Source organism: Bacillus sp. M6-12 (assembly GCF_002860285.1).
Classification (GTDB): Bacteria; Bacillota; Bacilli; order Bacillales; family DSM-1321; genus Peribacillus.
The window spans coordinates 162858-177287 of sequence record NZ_PGVF01000005.1 but is presented as its reverse complement, the minus strand read 5'-3'; the positions used below and the strand labels follow the sequence as shown (position 1 = coordinate 177287).

Genomic DNA, 14430 nt, shown 5'->3' with positions numbered 1-14430 from the left:
TTTATCGTTCAGCACCGGAAATTTATACGGCAACTTCCCGATTTTATCGATTTCTCGGCATTTTTCGACTTTTCAAAAGCAGCATAATACAAAAAAACGGTTTCGAAGCATTCAATATGCTCCGAAACCGTTTTTTTAAAAGTAAACAATATAAATAACTGCTGCCAGTACAATTCGATAAATCGCAAAAGGTATTAATTTAACTTTGTTAATCAGCTTTAGGAAAAACCGAATCGATATTAACGCAAATACAAACGCGCTGATAAATCCTGCGATAAAGAACGGCATGGCATCCATCGTGAAGTACTCAAGGTTTTTAATCAATGACAGGAAGCTCGCACCAGCCATGATCGGAACAGCCATGATAAATGTGAAATCTGCAGCCGCGCGGTGGCTTAACCCTAACAGTACCCCGCCAGAAATCGTTGATCCTGAGCGGGAAAATCCTGGCCAGAGCGAGAAGCATTGAATCAGTCCAATTGTAAAGGCCTGTCTGTATGTAATCTGGTCAACAGAATCTACCTTTAAGTTTTTTGCTCCAAAAATATCAGCAATAATCATAAATACTGCACCGATAACTAGTCCAATCAATACAGAAGATGTTGAAAAGAGACGCTCATCAATATAATCCTCAAATAATACGCCTAAGATTCCTGCAGGTATTAAACCGACAATCACTTGTGACAGCTTTAACCCTTGTGTATGCTGAACAGTACCTTTATTGAAAAGGCGGTTTAGCCCCAGCATATCAATGAATCTGTTTCGGAAAACAATGACTACAGCAAGAATGGAGCCAAGCTGAATCACCACTTTAAATGTGTTTGCAATAGGCTTCGTTAAAAATTCTTTTGACTGAAGCCACATATCATCGACAATAATCATATGTCCTGTTGACGAAACAGGTGCAAATTCGGTTATTCCTTCCACAAGTCCTAAAATAATTGCTTTCAATAACATTAGAAAATCCATTGTTCAGTATGACTCCTTATTTTTTCGTTATGCGTCGGCCTTTACCCAATTGTGCAACAATAAGAGGCAACTATCCTATTATATATGAAGATAAGAATTCATGCCTTTATTTTATACGTGTATAAGAAAAATGGAAGTAATATAAAGCCTCCCAGGCGACGTTTGCCTGGGAGGCGTGGTTCTGGATTACTTATTTCTTTTTTGTAAGTCCCTTTTTGTTATTTCACTGCGGATATTGATATCCTGGGCGAATTCTGTACCGTTTTTAAGATTGTTTGGATATTTGTTTACACGTTCACGATTATCATTACGATTAGTCATTGCAGCGTCTCCTCCCATCCGTCCAGATTTTTTTATATAGGGGAGAAGAGACCCTTCATACGGGCCTCTTCAAAGAAAATCAGCGTTACTGTCCTTGCTGGTTTCCAAGCTGCTGCTGTGCGTAGGCAATTAAACGTTTGGTCATTTCCCCGCCTACAGCACCATTCTCACGCGCGGTCGCATCTGCACCAAGTCGAACTCCAAACTCATTGGCAATTTCGTTTTTCATCTGTTCCAGTACATTTTCTGAACCAGGTACCAAAAGTTTGTTTCTGGCCATGCTACATCACTCCCGACGAGTAATTGAGCAATAAACTAATGCTCATATATAAGGTAACCGATTGAGTAAAAATAAACAGGTAAAACAGCAGCATTCTTTTGGTAATTTCAATTACGGACTGTTTACAATAAAAGTATAATTTTTCGTGTTTACCCGTATCTTTTTTACCCTTTTATCCGTTTGTATTAAAAAGATGACTTCAGGAGGCCTGACATGCCAAATAAGGTTAGCTATTTGCATAGTAACAATGGTCAGCTTCAAGAAAAGGCTGACACTTTTTGGGAAGAAATATATCCAGGTTTGCAACAATACTGCCGCTTTTTAACCCAGAATAAATGGGATGGCGATGATATAGCTCAAGAAGCCATTCTGAAGGCGATTCAGCATTACCGAAATAAACCGGATGTCACATTAGCTTTGCTGAACAAAATTGCCTATAACCATTGGATAGATTCAATCCGTAAAAAAAAGAAAGAAACTCTTGGCACAGTTCCGGATTTAGCAGAAGGCGAAGGGACAGCCAGGCTTGCAGATATTGAAGAAATCATCAGCAGAATGAAGAAATACCTGACACCAAAACAGTCAGCCATTTATCTGCTGAAAGAAGCGTTTCAATATAAGAACAGTGAGATTGCCGAAATCCTCCAAACAACAGAAATTGCAGTGAAAGCTGCATTCCATCGGGCAAAGAAACGATTAGGAAAATCCGAAGATCTGGTTAAGCCTCATCCGGCCGAAACAGCCAATGAAGAAGATGATCAATTGATTATGCAACTTTTTTATTCAGCGTTACTCTCGCAGGATCCAAGCAAGTTGATTAAGGCTATACCATTAATCCGTTCCTTAAAAAGCGAAGCGCGAAATCCTCAATGTGTATTGCAGAAAAGCTCTTCATATGCAAGCAGTATGGCGGCATAGTTTTTTTAGGAAGTCCCGTATCTTTATATCCTCCCTTACCGTTTAGATAATGAGTCAGAAATAGTGGCTCAACTTTTTATAAAAACGGAAAACAGGAGGGCAATATGAGTACAATTCCATATGTAATCGAACAATCAAGCCGCGGGGAGAGATCATACGACATTTATTCCCGTCTTTTAAAAGACAGGATCATCATGATCGGTGAGGAAATTACGGATCATACTGCAAATATCGTTGTTGCCCAATTATTATTTCTGGCAGCGGATGCACCTGACAAAGACATTTCTATTTATATAAACAGCCCCGGCGGCTCAACAACTGCTGGATTTGCCATTTACGATACGATGAAGCATATTAAACCGGATGTAAGGACCATCTGTACTGGAATGGCTGCTTCCTTTGGGGCTTTGCTTCTCCTTGCAGGGACTAAAGGCAAGCGGTTTGCACTTCCCAATAGTGAAATCATGATTCATCAGCCGCTTGGAGGGGCGAGGGGGCAAGCTACGGAAATAGAAATTTCGGCACGGCGAATATTAAAACTAAAGCAGCATATTAATCAGCTGATTGCGGAACAAACGGGCCAGCCGGATGACAAAATAGCCAGAGACACTGACAGGGATTATTTTATGAGTGCGGAGGAGGCAAAGGAATACGGCATCATCGACGAGATACTTTAGTGAAAAGCGCAAGAAACCTGGCACAAGTAATGTCGACTAAGGTCTGGCACAACATGTGCGAAAGGCCGATGCCAGGCCTTCATTATAAAGAAAGCAAAGATAAGATTTCCACGTTCTGTGGCGGCGTTGACACTAGCACATCATCACAAAGCTGTGCCGCTGCCGAAACTTTCCTTTCGGGTCCGGTCGAATATGTTGGACATCTGTACTTGTTAATTAAGTTTTACTAACCATAAAACAAAAAGAACCATTCTCATCATATTCATATAGAGAATGGTCCTTTTTATGTTTTTTCAACTTGTGAGTTAAAGATCCTAGTTTGGTTTTGTTTTTTTTGGTGACGGGTAAAATATCACCCCAGTTTCCACGTACCTTTGCAGCATCGAATTTTCCTTCTCTAATCTGCTTTTCCCTAAATTTTAAAGCATTTGATTTAGCCATTTCCTCAAACTCCTGTAAGTCAATTTATTAGTTTCTATTATAAAACGCCAAAATCTTCCAGTAGTGATAGCTGACAAAAAAAGACAAAAAATGTTGTTGTCAGAGAAAGAATCCGTTAAAATTGTTGGTAGCTAAGTGGTTATCACACTGCTAGCTGAATTCATTAAAAAGCAAGCAATTTGCTAGCATTAGCTATCAGTTTACAATGCGGAGGGAATTATGACTGGAAACAGCAGACAGCAATTAAACGTCCGAATAACTCAAGAAACCTTAGAAAAGCTTGATGAAATTGTTGAATATTATCAGGAGAATACCAGGATTGGACGTGTTTATAAAGGAGACGTCTTAACGGATATTATCGAAAAATCATACGAAGTAATGAACAAGCAAAAAGCCGTGAGGAAAAAAATCTGATACTTTCACTACTTAATCCGAATATTAATTCGGATTTTTTTGTTCCATAAAGGATCACCATTTTGTTTAGTGAGGGAGAAATTTCCATACAGTACCTTGCACTGCACACTACAGTGTGGTATATTTTACCTGGGTGATAAAAAATGAACTCAAACGACTGGATTACACAAGTTCGACGAGGAATATTGGAGTTCTGTGTTCTCACCATTGTGAACGAAAAGCCAAGCTATGGATACGATTTAGTTACAACATTAAGCAGCTGGGAGCAGCTGGCCGCCAAGGAAGGCACATTATATCCATTGCTTAGGCGCCTGCAAAAGGACGAACTTATCGATTCATTTTGGCAAGAATCAGAATCAGGACCTCCAAGAAAGTACTATCAGATTACAGAGCAAGGCAAGGAACTGCTTACGGTGATGGAAAGTGAGTGGGGAAAACTTACACGGGCAATCACTGAATTAAAACAAATAAAAGGAGAGGATTTTAATGGAGAACATGGTAACTCGTTATTTAAATGATTTGAGGAGTCAATTGCGTTCCCTGCCGAACGAAGAACGGGAGGATGCGGTCAATGAAATCGCAAGTCATATTGCGGAAAGCCAGTCAGGCGGAAAACCTTTGGCTTCCATACTTTCAGACTTGGGCGATGCTAAGACATTGGCAAAAGCTTATTTATCTCATTACCATTTGCAGAAGGTTACACACAAGAAAGGCGTAGGAAATGTAATATTATCTAGTTTTTACTTTGCAACGACCGGTTTTCTCAGCGTCGTAGTGATACCAACATTTTTATTTATAAGCTTAGTCTTTGGCGTATTTACAATCTTAATGCCAATTTTCGGGGTCATGCGAACATTTGGTGCAAAGAATATTTTTGTACTGTGGGACGATGTACAGATACCAAGTTTATTGGGGATTCCAGCAGGCATACTTCTTGGGCTGCTTTTTGCAGGGTTAACATGGCTTATAATTAAAATGTTAATAGCTTATTTCAGGTTAATCTCGAAAGGGTATCAGCGAGTAGTTCCAAGATGATAAAAAATCGCAGCCGCGCTGGCTGCGATTTTTAATTCTACACTTATATTACCGCAGGGAAGGCAATATTGAATTGTGTTCCCCGGTTTGGTGCACTTTCAATTGTAATTGTGCCGTTGTGGTCCTGGACAATTTTAAAGCTTACCATCAGGCCTAGGCCATTGCCGTCTTCTTTTGTAGTATAAAACGGCTCTCCCAGTTTTTTTACCTGATCTTCGGACATACCTAATCCGGTATCTCTAATTGAAATAATTAATTCAGAAGAGGCGGGCATTACTTCAACATTTATTTCCCCCCCGTAAGGCATCGCATCTATCGCATTTTTAATAATATTGATAAAAACTTGCTTTAGCTGATTTTTCTCTCCAGTAATATAAGGTGTTTCGGATGGATAGCGAAAAGAGACGATAACATTCTTAAGAGCTGCTTCTGCTTCTAATAATTGAATAGCACTTTCAACAATTTCCGTTACGTTGCATTCCCTAAAATAGTAGGTATGCGGTTTGGCGAACACCATAAATTCACTGACGATAAAATTTATCCGGTCAATTTCCTCTAATATAGTATCAGTGAATAATAACTTGCTTTCCCCAGTGGATTCACCCAGAAGCTGAACAAAGCCTTTAATAGTTGTAAGGGGATTTCGAATTTCATGTGCTATTCCTGCGGCTAATTGACCGACCATGGAAAGCTTTTCTGTTTTATGGAGTGTTTCCTCCGTTTTCTTCTTTTCAGTTATGTCATATTGTATTGATATGTGCTTATATGTCTGCCCATTTTTATCGACAAAAGGGACAATGGTTGTATCCACCCAGTACGTTGAACCATCTTTTGCTTTATTTAGAATTTCTCCCTTCCATACGTTTCCTTTCTGAATGGTTTCCCATACCTCTTCAAAGAAAGCGTCAGAATGGTATCCGGAATTAAGAATTTGATGTTGTTCGCCGAGCACCTCATCTTTCGTATATTTGGAAATTTCGCAGAACTTTTCATTCGCATAAGTAATTTGATCATTACTATCTGTCATGCAAAAAATAGTTGCCTCATTCAATGCCTTTTTCAAATCAGCAAGCTCTTTTAAAGTGATTTCTAAGTCTTCATTGGATTCATCCAGCTCATATTTTGTAATCAGCAAATTTTCATGATAATGAGTGATAATTGTATTGGAAATCTGCTTAAGCAGGGGATCTATTATTTTCATGACCTGAAATAAGCTGCTGATTGTTATAATGTTGTTGGTAATCTCTTCTTCAATAAGCTCCAAGATAGCCATACGAGTATCAAAAATAAAGCTTAGTGATTGATCAAGTGTCCCATTTTTTCCGAGAGTCCTTTCTCCAACCAAATTAGCCCAGGTAATTAAGCTGTTTTTTACTCTATTATCTCCCGTACATAAATATTCACCAAGAAGGCTATAGAAAGTTTCCTCCCAGCTTTCACAATAGATTGTTCCATTACTGCCTGCCCACGAAACACCCTTTTTTATCATCATAAACGACTTTTTTGTCATCGTTCTGCGTTGTAATAACATTTTATTGCCAACAAGTTTAAAGTGGTCTTCCATCCTATCCTCCATACCAGCTTTTATTAGACACAAATATTATTTCGCTGAATTATCTGACTACTATTTTACAATTTTCCAAGAGGATATGCTTGAAAAAATAAAATTTTTCTTTTAAAATTTGTAAAAAATTACAAAAGCGGGGATAAAAATGTCATTTCAAAAAGTGAGCGAGTATATAAAACAATTTGATTCCAGCCTGGAACCTATACAATTTGAGGAAAAAACAAATACAGTTGAAGAGGCAGCAAAGGCACTCGGGGTAAAGGGGGCTCAGATTGCCAAATCAATCCTTTTTAAAACAGGAGCATGCTATGGGTTATTTGTCACTGCAGGAGATATCCGAATGAATCAAAAGGTGGTTAAATCACTGCTTGGAGCAGGAAAGCCGAAACTTGCTTCACCAGAAGAGGTGTACGAAATCACAGGATTTAAGGTGGGAGGGGTCTGCCCATTTGCCTTAAACCACGAAGTGCCAATTTATTTGGATGAATCCATGAAACGGTTCGATGTAGTGTATACAGCAGCCGGTACCTCTCATTCCGCACTGCCAATAACATTTGAAAAGCTTCAGCAAATAACGAAAGGCACTGTTATAAATACTCAAACAGTTGAACTGGTCCGCTAAGAAAAAGCAGGTTTCATTTTTTCGAAACCTGCTTATAAAGCTATTCTTTTAATAAAAATTGGTTGCCATCTTCATCTTTGAATTGCACATAAGTTCCCCATTGCATTTCCTTAGGCTCGTCTAAAAATTCCACACCATTGGATTTCATTGTTTTATAAACCGCCAAAACGTCTTCACATTCAAAAACTATTGATGGCTTCATTTCATTTGATTCTGGCATCATCGACTTAGGGTAAATCACCAGGTGGGACTCAGCGCCATTTGGACTTACTTCAAGCCAATATGCATTTGGACCCATTGGATGTTCGGCATTGACTTCAAAACCAACCTTTTCAGTCCAGAAAGCTTTGGCTTTTTGCTGATCCTCTACATATACCGCAACGGTAGCTATTTTCTTAATCATTATTATTCCTCCATTTTTGGTATGCTATCTGCCCACTAAAATTCTCCCTGAGAGGCTGAGTAATAGCAAGAGATATTGCGATTACTTAATAAAAATGGATAAAAGAGCTTATTACATCCGCATATTTCTTTGCCTTTTGTAAGATCCGATAGCAAAAACGATAAGGGTAATAATCCAGGTTATAAAAAAAATGGCACTATGATTCGTATGGTTTCCATTTTCAATTGAAGTAGTATCTATATAAACAACATATATTAAGGGGATCGAACCGAACAGAAACATGAAATAGAATTTCACCTTTCGATACGGTGAACGATAAATATGCTGCTGAAACAAAAATCGCAATGAAACAAATAAAAAGGCGATGGAGACTGCTGCTTTAACTAATAATAATAAACTTAGTTCGTTAATTTTGGTAACCTCCTTAGCAAATGATACATCATTGTCTGTGTACTAATCCGAAATCTCCAATACAGATGTAACAATTCCTACAATCATGATGGTAAAACACGAAAATATAAAGCTTTGTGCTCCTAATAACAATGACCCGGCTGCTACTATAAGGCCATCAATCAGAAAAATTAGAACCGCAATATTGACGGAAGAGGCATTTGAAATAAATTTTGCCAGCAGTTCTGTTCCCCCCGTACTTGTCTCATACCTGAGCATCAAGCCAATCCCAAGTCCAATTATGCATCCACCCAAAATGGCGCTAACCGTAATGGGAACTGAAAACAGATTTTGCAGCGGACTGAAAAAATCAATGAAAATGGATGATAATAAAAGTCCTTGAATGCTGCTAAAAAAATAGGCCCGTTCATAAAGCCAGGCATAGAGTACTAAGGGAATACTTAGGATCACCATCGTTACCCCTGTTTGAAAATCAAAAAAATAATGCAGAATAAGTGCTATTCCGATAATCCCTCCATCGATCAAATGATGGGGTACAAGAAAACCATTTATGCCAATCGCCAACAGAAAGCTTCCAATAATAATAGCCGCCAGTTTTTGGAGAATAATGATCACCTTACTTCTTTTAACTTATTTTCTATATATACGTCCAAGCAGTTTATTTGAGACTATATTTATGGCTGGCCTGAGCTTAATCGGCTAAATGATTGAAGTAAGCAGCATTAGTTTAAAGCAGGTTGATGCCGGTAATGTAAAACGAAACACATGTAATAAATTCTATTGTCTAGCCGTCTGTCACTTTGCTTTTCCCTTAAGCGCATAAAAGGCTACTCGCATTTGCGAGTAGCCTAAGCCAAGTTTTTATTAAATTGTTATTAGCCCCTAGAAGGACCTGTTGGTTGACCAAAAGCTCCTGCTAATTGAGATTGAGCTGTTGCAACCAGTCGTTTTGTGATTTCTCCTCCAACTGAACCGTTAGCACGAGAAACTTGCTCAGCACCTAGTTGGATACCGAATTCTGCTGCGATTTCATACTTCATTTGCTCAACAGCATTTTCAGCACCTTGTACAAGTAGACGATTACGTCCTCCACCACCACTGCGTCGTGACATGTGTTTCACCTCCTTGTCGGTTAGTAATATTAATCTCCCTCCAGGCAGATGAAATAATACTTTGTAAAATTTGGTTTATCCGCAAATAGAATCCAGTAACGTAAAGACAATTTATATAACTATATCTCAGCATTGATTATTTATTAAAATCAGTTGGAAGCCAGATAATAACATGAGTCTGAGAAGAGCTAAGTTTGTCCTTTACCGAACATGGAGTATTGCTGCATGAAATCAAGATATTAAGCAGTATAAGTCTCACCATCCAAGAATGTTATTTAGCAATTAACGTAAAGATTTCCCCGCAAAAGAAGTAAAGTAATAATGCATCACCGGCAGCTTTCCTCCATGGGAAAGCTGCTGTACAGTTTATTCCGGCAATAAGATAGTTTTTTATTGAACAGATTGGGTATCATACAAATATTTAAGTGCGGGGCAAAGTACATAGTAAATAAAAGGTAGGGGGATAAAATTATGCCACTAACACCAGAGCAGCGGATTGAATTGCATGGCTTTAATAATCTGACAAAATCTTTAAGCTTTAATATGTACGATATTTGTTATACCAGATCAAAAGAAGAACGGGAAGCATACCTGGAATATATAGATGAACAATATAATGCTAACAGATTAACTAAAATTTTAACGCACGTGTCTGACATTATCGGGGCCCATGTTTTAAATATTGCCAAACAGGATTACGTGCCTCAGGGAGCAAGTGTTACGATACTGGTTTCTGAAGGCCCGGTAGTGGAAGTGCCTACCGAATCGTATGCTGAATCACCTGGCCCGCTTCCAGATTCCGTAGTTATGCAGCTTGATAAAAGCCATATAACCGTCCATACGTATCCGGAATACGATCCAAATGAAGGAATCAGTACATTTAGAGCAGACATAGATGTTTCTACATGCGGGGAAATATCTCCGCTAAAAGCATTGAACTATCTGATCCATTCCTTTGACACAGATATCATGACAATTGATTACCGGGTTAGAGGCTTTACAAGGGATATTAACGGACACAAGCTCTTTATTGACCATGATATCAGCTCGATCCAAAATTACATTCCGGAGAAAATTCAAGAATCATATGACATGATCGATGTCAATGTCTATCAGGAAAACATCTTCCATACAAAATGCAAGCTAAGAAAATTTGATTTGAATAACTACTTGTTCGGCTTTACCAAGGATAAATTAAAGCCAGAGGAAGTCGAGGAAATAACAGATCGGCTGACTAAGGAAATGGATGAAATTTTTTATGGAAAAAATATACACAAAGGATCATTAGACAACCATTAACCTGTTACCATAGATACTTGGCCCTTCGTTTTTCGAAGGGTTTTCCTTTTTGAAAAGGATGTGTTGCTTAATTGAGGCTTTATTAAAAGGCTATATACTATTCCTGTAATTTGACTTAGGGTAAACTGAAAGGGAAATAAAAATGCAGCTAACGAAAATTGAATCGTGAGGTAAGGGTAATGGAGACTTTTACAGATAGAGCCATAGCAATCATAAAAGGCATCCCTGAGGGGAGAGTGATGACATACGGACAAATTGCCAGCCTCGCTGGGAGCCCAAGAGGAGCACGGCAGATTGTCAGAATCCTTCACTCCATGAGCAAAAAATATAGTTTGCCCTGGCATAGAGTAATCAACTCAAAAGGGGAAATAGGAATAAAAGATGAGGAAGCGTTCCACGCCCAAAAATCATTTTTACAGAGCGAAGGCGTGGAAGTTTATGAACATTGCTTAATAAACCTGGAAAAATACAGATTTAATCCAGGTGATTAAAGAGTATTCTGTTCCTGATTATGGTACTAAATGACAACCCGTGGTTCATAATTTGTTAGGGAATGTTCTATTGAAAGAGGGGATAGCATTGCCAAATGGACTACAAATAATTAATATAGCTGTACCAATTCAGGCTGTTTGGGATTTTATAAGCAGAATGGAAAATTGGGCTCCTTTAGTTCCGGGATATGTCGGCCATGAAATTCTATCTGACAGAGAATCTACGTGGACCTTTGTAAGCGACCTTGGAATTATGAAGAAGGAAATTAGCATGAAGGTGAGAATTACGGATTGGAATGAGCCATCAGAGGTAAGATTCCAATTGACCGGGCTGAATGAGAACTTTACCGGGGGAGGCTTTTTTAAAGCAGAAGCTATCTCTCCCCAGCAAACCCGAATGACCGGCAGCCTTGATATTACCGCCAGGGGATTAACCGCTCCTGTAGCGAATAGCCTTCTCAAAGCAACTGTACCAGAAACCGCTAAAGAACTTGCCGAAGCGGTAGCAGGTAAAATCAGGGCTACGAAACTGATTGGATAATCAAAAAAAGTACTAGCACCGGAAGAAGGAATTCATCCTTTATCCGGTGTTTTCGTCATTATCTACATGTGTATTGGGCAGCTTACCTGGGAAAATAATTAAACCATAATTGTATTTACTTTTGTAAATACCTGAAAAATAATTGCAAAAGATAAGATTACACGACAATCAAAGGAGTAATCCAGTGAAATCACTAACTGCTATCTATCCTGAAGCCGTAGAACATACAAAACATAAAATCCACGACGATATTGACCGTTACCTTGGGGAAAAGGAAACAATGCCTCCATTTGAACAGTATTTAGCGGAAAGAGGACCTTATCTCGAGGACATTTGGATGAATGTTTGGCTGAATAAAGCTGCCAATAGTGTGCCAAAGAAGGAAAAAAAGGAATATCTCAAAGAGAAAGGCTTTGTAATTGAAGGGGTAGACAGAAAACTCATTAATAAAGTTTTCCGCAATGAAATTCGAAAGTATCAATCCTTCGATGCGCATGAATGGCTACATCAATCCTTTGCAAATAATGAACATGCATGGGGCGAGCTTTACCATGATGCAAGGGAACATTTTTTTCAAAGAAAAAAAGAACAAGCCTTAGCCCATAAAAGGGCAACTATACGCTCCAGTATTGATAAATCAATTATGGAAATCCTTGAACAAAACCATGAGCTTTTTTATTTGTATATAAGGCATTACGCAGCGAAACAATTAGTTAAAGACTTCAAACACAATACAAAATACAAAGCGATAGACACTTTTAGACTGGAAGAAATGCTGGAGTTTGAAGGAAACTTTGACCCAGCGGATTACTCAACCGTATCCCAATTCTTTGATGAATTAACTGGTGAGATTCACCAGGCAATTGAATGGGGACGGACCTTTTTTGAATATGAGACATATTATTACCGTTACCAAAGGGTACTTACAGAATATCTTGCCAGGCTTGCGGCAGAGAGGGCGATGGGCATCCTGCCTTCCGAAACTCTTTCTGATTACAGAGAGGCTTTTTCAGTAAATTTGACAGCATCCGTGATAATGGATTGGCTGGAAGATTCCATTATAGCTAATATAGAGGAATATCTTACACGGCTTGAGGAAGAGTTTTTATCTGATCTTCTTTCAATTGCAGATATTCCCTTTAATGAGGCGTTGCACCGGGAGATATACGAAAGGGATATAGCAGAACGGGAACGAAAAATAGCAGAAGAGCAGGCTGCAATTTTAAGGAAAGAAGCCGAAGAAGCCCGGATGCTCGACGATATTTTTGGACAGGAGTATAGCCCTTCCCTTGGCCAAAATATTCATTATGTTCTTCATATCGGCGAAACCAATACCGGTAAGACCCACCATGCACTTACACGCATGAAAGCGGCACAAAGCGGACTGTACCTTGCTCCGCTGCGGCTATTAGCTCTTGAAGTTTATGATAAATTGAACTCTGATGGTGTACCTTGCTCTCTTAAAACAGGAGAAGAGGAGAAGATCACTGCATCTGCCCGCCACTTTTCCTGTACAGTTGAAATGTTCCATGAGAAAGATTTTTACGAAGTAGTAGTAATTGATGAAGCGCAAATGATAGCTGACAAGGATAGAGGTTTTTCCTGGTATAAAGCTATTTCAAAGGCAAATGCCAGAGAAGTCCATATTATCGGCAGCCGAAATATTAAGCAAATGCTGCTCCAGCTGCTGGGAGAATCCAGCATTGAAATTAATGATTACACCCGCGATATTCCGCTGGAGGTCGAATCAAAAGAATTTTCTCTGAAAAATACAAGAAAAGGCGATGCCCTCGTATGCTTTTCAAGAAGACAGGTTCTTGAAACTGCATCCCAGCTTCAAAGACACCGCCATTCCGTCAGCATGATTTACGGCAGTATGCCTCCCGAAACAAGGATTAAGCAGATGCAGCGGTTTGTAAAGGGAGAAACGTCAGTGGTAGTTTCAACGGATGCAATTGGGATGGGATTAAACCTCCCGATTGCCCGCATTGTTTTTTTGGAAAATGAGAAGTTTGACGGAACAAGAAGGCGCCGCTTAACATCCCAGGAAGTCAAGCAAATTGCCGGACGTGCCGGACGAAAGGGTATATATGATATTGGTCGAGTTGCTTTTACTTCGGATATCAGAACCATGAGGCGGCTGCTTGAACAGGAAGATAAGCACGTAGAAACGTTTGCTATTGCACCGACTAATGCAGTATTTGAACGTTTTCAAAAATACTTTCGAGATATTGGAACATTTTTTGAGCTGTGGGAACGCTTTGAGAGCCCTAAGGGGACACAAAAAGCTGCACTTACTGAGGAACGCGAGCTCTATGAATTGATCAGGGGAACAGAAATAGAAGCACGCCTTTCCATGATGGATCTTTATGGATTTTTACATCTGCCATTTTCAAAAAAAGAGCCAACCTTAACTGTTCAGTGGAAGGACACCATGCTGGCAATAGTAAGGGGAACCGATCTTCCTGAACCAAGAATCAAAAAGCAGAGCCTTGAAGAAATAGAACTTTCCTACAAATCGATAGGTCTGCACCTATTGTTTTTGTACCGATTGGATATGCGTACCGAAGCCAGCTACTGGGAAAGGCTAAGGGAGGAACTAAGTAATGAAGTTCACGAGCATCTAAAATCTGAAGTGAAAAACTATCAGAAAAAGTGTAAGCATTGCGGGAAAAAACTTCATTTAGATCATCCATTTCCCATTTGTGACGCCTGCCATGCAACTCGTTATAACCGAAGGAGAGGCAGAAACCATCGAGAATGGAAGTAATTCGATGTTAAAGCAGCAATCGAATGATCAGAATAGTTTTGCTTCCACCGGCGAATTAATCGGCAGAAGGTTTGTTGTTAGCGAAAATCAAACTGAATAAAACCGAAAAACACGTAATTAAGAGAAAAACGCCATCATTTAAAGCGATGCTTCAAATAA

Annotated in this window: 17 protein-coding genes and 1 pseudogene; 10 read left to right on the top strand and 8 right to left on the bottom strand. The window is 39.2% G+C overall.

What is annotated here, in order from left to right; translation table 11 throughout:
- Positions 1 to 135: 135 nt before the first annotated feature.
- The 3 genes from CVD28_RS08300 to CVD28_RS08295 all read right to left on the bottom strand — a co-directional run bounded on the left by CVD28_RS08300 (position 136) and on the right by CVD28_RS08295 (position 1570).
- Entirely contained in the window at positions 136 to 969 is an 834-nt protein-coding gene (locus tag CVD28_RS08300) for an undecaprenyl-diphosphate phosphatase (RefSeq protein WP_101591901.1), read from the bottom strand.
- A 186-nt stretch (positions 970 to 1155) separates the two neighbouring features.
- Positions 1156 to 1290: a hypothetical protein gene (locus CVD28_RS28650; RefSeq protein ID WP_257985798.1), complete on the bottom strand. Its 135-nt coding sequence runs from the start codon at positions 1288 to 1290 to the stop codon at positions 1156 to 1158.
- Positions 1291 to 1375: 85 nt separating this feature from the next.
- On the bottom strand, positions 1376 to 1570 hold the full coding sequence (locus CVD28_RS08295; RefSeq protein ID WP_101591900.1) for an alpha/beta-type small acid-soluble spore protein: 195 nt from the start codon (positions 1568 to 1570) through the stop codon (positions 1376 to 1378).
- A gap of 213 nt (positions 1571 to 1783) precedes the next feature.
- Here CVD28_RS08295 and CVD28_RS08290 point away from each other — a divergent pair, with 213 nt between their 5' ends.
- The gene (locus tag CVD28_RS08290; RefSeq protein WP_101591899.1) at positions 1784 to 2488 is read left to right on the top strand and encodes a sigma factor-like helix-turn-helix DNA-binding protein; all 705 of its coding nucleotides are present in this window, start codon (positions 1784 to 1786) and stop codon (positions 2486 to 2488) included.
- Positions 2489 to 2586: 98 nt separating this feature from the next.
- A pseudogene (gene clpP, locus CVD28_RS08285) lies at positions 2587 to 3165 on the top strand (ATP-dependent Clp endopeptidase proteolytic subunit ClpP); the annotation flags it as partial.
- Between the two features lie 216 nt (positions 3166 to 3381).
- On the opposite strand, the gene CVD28_RS08275 reads toward clpP, so the two are convergent.
- Positions 3382 to 3606 carry a hypothetical protein gene (locus tag CVD28_RS08275; RefSeq protein WP_101591896.1) on the bottom strand — a complete coding sequence of 75 codons (225 nt, stop codon included), beginning with the start codon at positions 3604 to 3606 and terminating at the stop codon, positions 3382 to 3384.
- 219 nt (positions 3607 to 3825) lie between these two features.
- On the opposite strand from CVD28_RS08275, the gene CVD28_RS08270 reads away from it, so the two are divergent.
- The 3 genes from CVD28_RS08270 (at position 3826) to CVD28_RS08260 (ending at position 5055) form a co-directional block, all read left to right on the top strand.
- Complete coding sequence (locus tag CVD28_RS08270) at positions 3826 to 4020, top strand: hypothetical protein (protein WP_101591895.1); 195 nt, start codon at positions 3826 to 3828, stop codon at positions 4018 to 4020.
- A gap of 143 nt (positions 4021 to 4163) precedes the next feature.
- Positions 4164 to 4538, top strand: a complete 375-nt coding sequence (locus tag CVD28_RS08265; protein ID WP_101591894.1) for a PadR family transcriptional regulator — start codon at positions 4164 to 4166, stop codon at positions 4536 to 4538.
- The gene (locus CVD28_RS08260; RefSeq protein WP_101591893.1) at positions 4507 to 5055 is read left to right on the top strand and encodes a DUF1700 domain-containing protein; all 549 of its coding nucleotides are present in this window, start codon (positions 4507 to 4509) and stop codon (positions 5053 to 5055) included. The genes CVD28_RS08265 and CVD28_RS08260 overlap by 32 nt, the downstream gene beginning before the upstream one ends.
- Before the next feature lie 43 nt (positions 5056 to 5098).
- Here the strand turns inward: CVD28_RS08260 and CVD28_RS08255 are convergent, their stop codons facing one another.
- On the bottom strand, positions 5099 to 6619 hold the full coding sequence (locus CVD28_RS08255) for a PAS domain-containing sensor histidine kinase (RefSeq protein ID WP_180954068.1): 1521 nt from the start codon (positions 6617 to 6619) through the stop codon (positions 5099 to 5101).
- Positions 6620 to 6767: 148 nt separating this feature from the next.
- On the opposite strand from CVD28_RS08255, the gene CVD28_RS08250 reads away from it, so the two are divergent.
- A complete protein-coding gene (locus tag CVD28_RS08250; RefSeq protein WP_101591891.1) occupies positions 6768 to 7244 on the top strand; it encodes a YbaK/EbsC family protein in 477 nt (158 codons plus the stop codon).
- A 40-nt stretch (positions 7245 to 7284) separates the two neighbouring features.
- Here CVD28_RS08250 and CVD28_RS08245 read toward each other — a convergent pair whose 3' ends face one another.
- The 3 genes from CVD28_RS08245 to CVD28_RS08235 form a co-directional block, all read right to left on the bottom strand.
- A complete protein-coding gene (locus CVD28_RS08245) occupies positions 7285 to 7647 on the bottom strand; it encodes a VOC family protein (protein WP_101591890.1) in 363 nt (120 codons plus the stop codon).
- Positions 7648 to 8100: 453 nt separating this feature from the next.
- Positions 8101 to 8664 carry a YitT family protein gene (locus CVD28_RS08240; RefSeq protein ID WP_101591951.1) on the bottom strand — a complete coding sequence of 188 codons (564 nt, stop codon included), beginning with the start codon at positions 8662 to 8664 and terminating at the stop codon, positions 8101 to 8103.
- A 269-nt stretch (positions 8665 to 8933) separates the two neighbouring features.
- The gene (locus tag CVD28_RS08235; RefSeq protein ID WP_101591889.1) at positions 8934 to 9170 is read right to left on the bottom strand and encodes an alpha/beta-type small acid-soluble spore protein; all 237 of its coding nucleotides are present in this window, start codon (positions 9168 to 9170) and stop codon (positions 8934 to 8936) included.
- 471 nt (positions 9171 to 9641) lie between these two features.
- On the opposite strand from CVD28_RS08235, the gene speD reads away from it, so the two are divergent.
- The 4 genes from speD to CVD28_RS08215 all read left to right on the top strand — a co-directional run bounded on the left by speD (position 9642) and on the right by CVD28_RS08215 (position 14271).
- Positions 9642 to 10469, top strand: a complete 828-nt coding sequence (gene speD, locus CVD28_RS08230; RefSeq protein WP_101591888.1) for an adenosylmethionine decarboxylase — start codon at positions 9642 to 9644, stop codon at positions 10467 to 10469.
- A 179-nt stretch (positions 10470 to 10648) separates the two neighbouring features.
- Positions 10649 to 10960: an MGMT family protein gene (locus CVD28_RS08225; protein ID WP_101591887.1), complete on the top strand. Its 312-nt coding sequence runs from the start codon at positions 10649 to 10651 to the stop codon at positions 10958 to 10960.
- 88 nt (positions 10961 to 11048) lie between these two features.
- Positions 11049 to 11501, top strand: a complete 453-nt coding sequence (locus tag CVD28_RS08220; protein WP_101591886.1) for a CoxG family protein — start codon at positions 11049 to 11051, stop codon at positions 11499 to 11501.
- A 184-nt stretch (positions 11502 to 11685) separates the two neighbouring features.
- Positions 11686 to 14271, top strand: coding sequence for a helicase-related protein (locus CVD28_RS08215; RefSeq protein WP_257985797.1), 2586 nt, complete (start codon positions 11686 to 11688; stop codon positions 14269 to 14271).
- Positions 14272 to 14430 lie beyond the last annotated feature (159 nt).

Coding starts and splice junctions, on each gene's coding strand:
- CVD28_RS08300 (WP_101591901.1), bottom strand. CDS start 969: ATGGATTTTCTAATGTTATTGAAAGCAATTATTTTAGGACTTGTGGAA.
- CVD28_RS28650 (WP_257985798.1), bottom strand. CDS start 1,290: ATGACTAATCGTAATGATAATCGTGAACGTGTAAACAAATATCCAAAC.
- CVD28_RS08295 (WP_101591900.1), bottom strand. CDS start 1,570: ATGGCCAGAAACAAACTTTTGGTACCTGGTTCAGAAAATGTACTGGAA.
- CVD28_RS08290 (WP_101591899.1), top strand. CDS start 1,784: ATGCCAAATAAGGTTAGCTATTTGCATAGTAACAATGGTCAGCTTCAA.
- CVD28_RS08275 (WP_101591896.1), bottom strand. CDS start 3,606: ATGGCTAAATCAAATGCTTTAAAATTTAGGGAAAAGCAGATTAGAGAA.
- CVD28_RS08270 (WP_101591895.1), top strand. CDS start 3,826: ATGACTGGAAACAGCAGACAGCAATTAAACGTCCGAATAACTCAAGAA.
- CVD28_RS08265 (WP_101591894.1), top strand. CDS start 4,164: ATGAACTCAAACGACTGGATTACACAAGTTCGACGAGGAATATTGGAG.
- CVD28_RS08260 (WP_101591893.1), top strand. CDS start 4,507: ATGGAGAACATGGTAACTCGTTATTTAAATGATTTGAGGAGTCAATTG.
- CVD28_RS08255 (WP_180954068.1), bottom strand. CDS start 6,619: ATGGAAGACCACTTTAAACTTGTTGGCAATAAAATGTTATTACAACGC.
- CVD28_RS08250 (WP_101591891.1), top strand. CDS start 6,768: ATGTCATTTCAAAAAGTGAGCGAGTATATAAAACAATTTGATTCCAGC.
- CVD28_RS08245 (WP_101591890.1), bottom strand. CDS start 7,647: ATGATTAAGAAAATAGCTACCGTTGCGGTATATGTAGAGGATCAGCAA.
- CVD28_RS08235 (WP_101591889.1), bottom strand. CDS start 9,170: ATGTCACGACGCAGTGGTGGTGGAGGACGTAATCGTCTACTTGTACAA.
- speD (WP_101591888.1), top strand. CDS start 9,642: ATGCCACTAACACCAGAGCAGCGGATTGAATTGCATGGCTTTAATAAT.
- CVD28_RS08225 (WP_101591887.1), top strand. CDS start 10,649: ATGGAGACTTTTACAGATAGAGCCATAGCAATCATAAAAGGCATCCCT.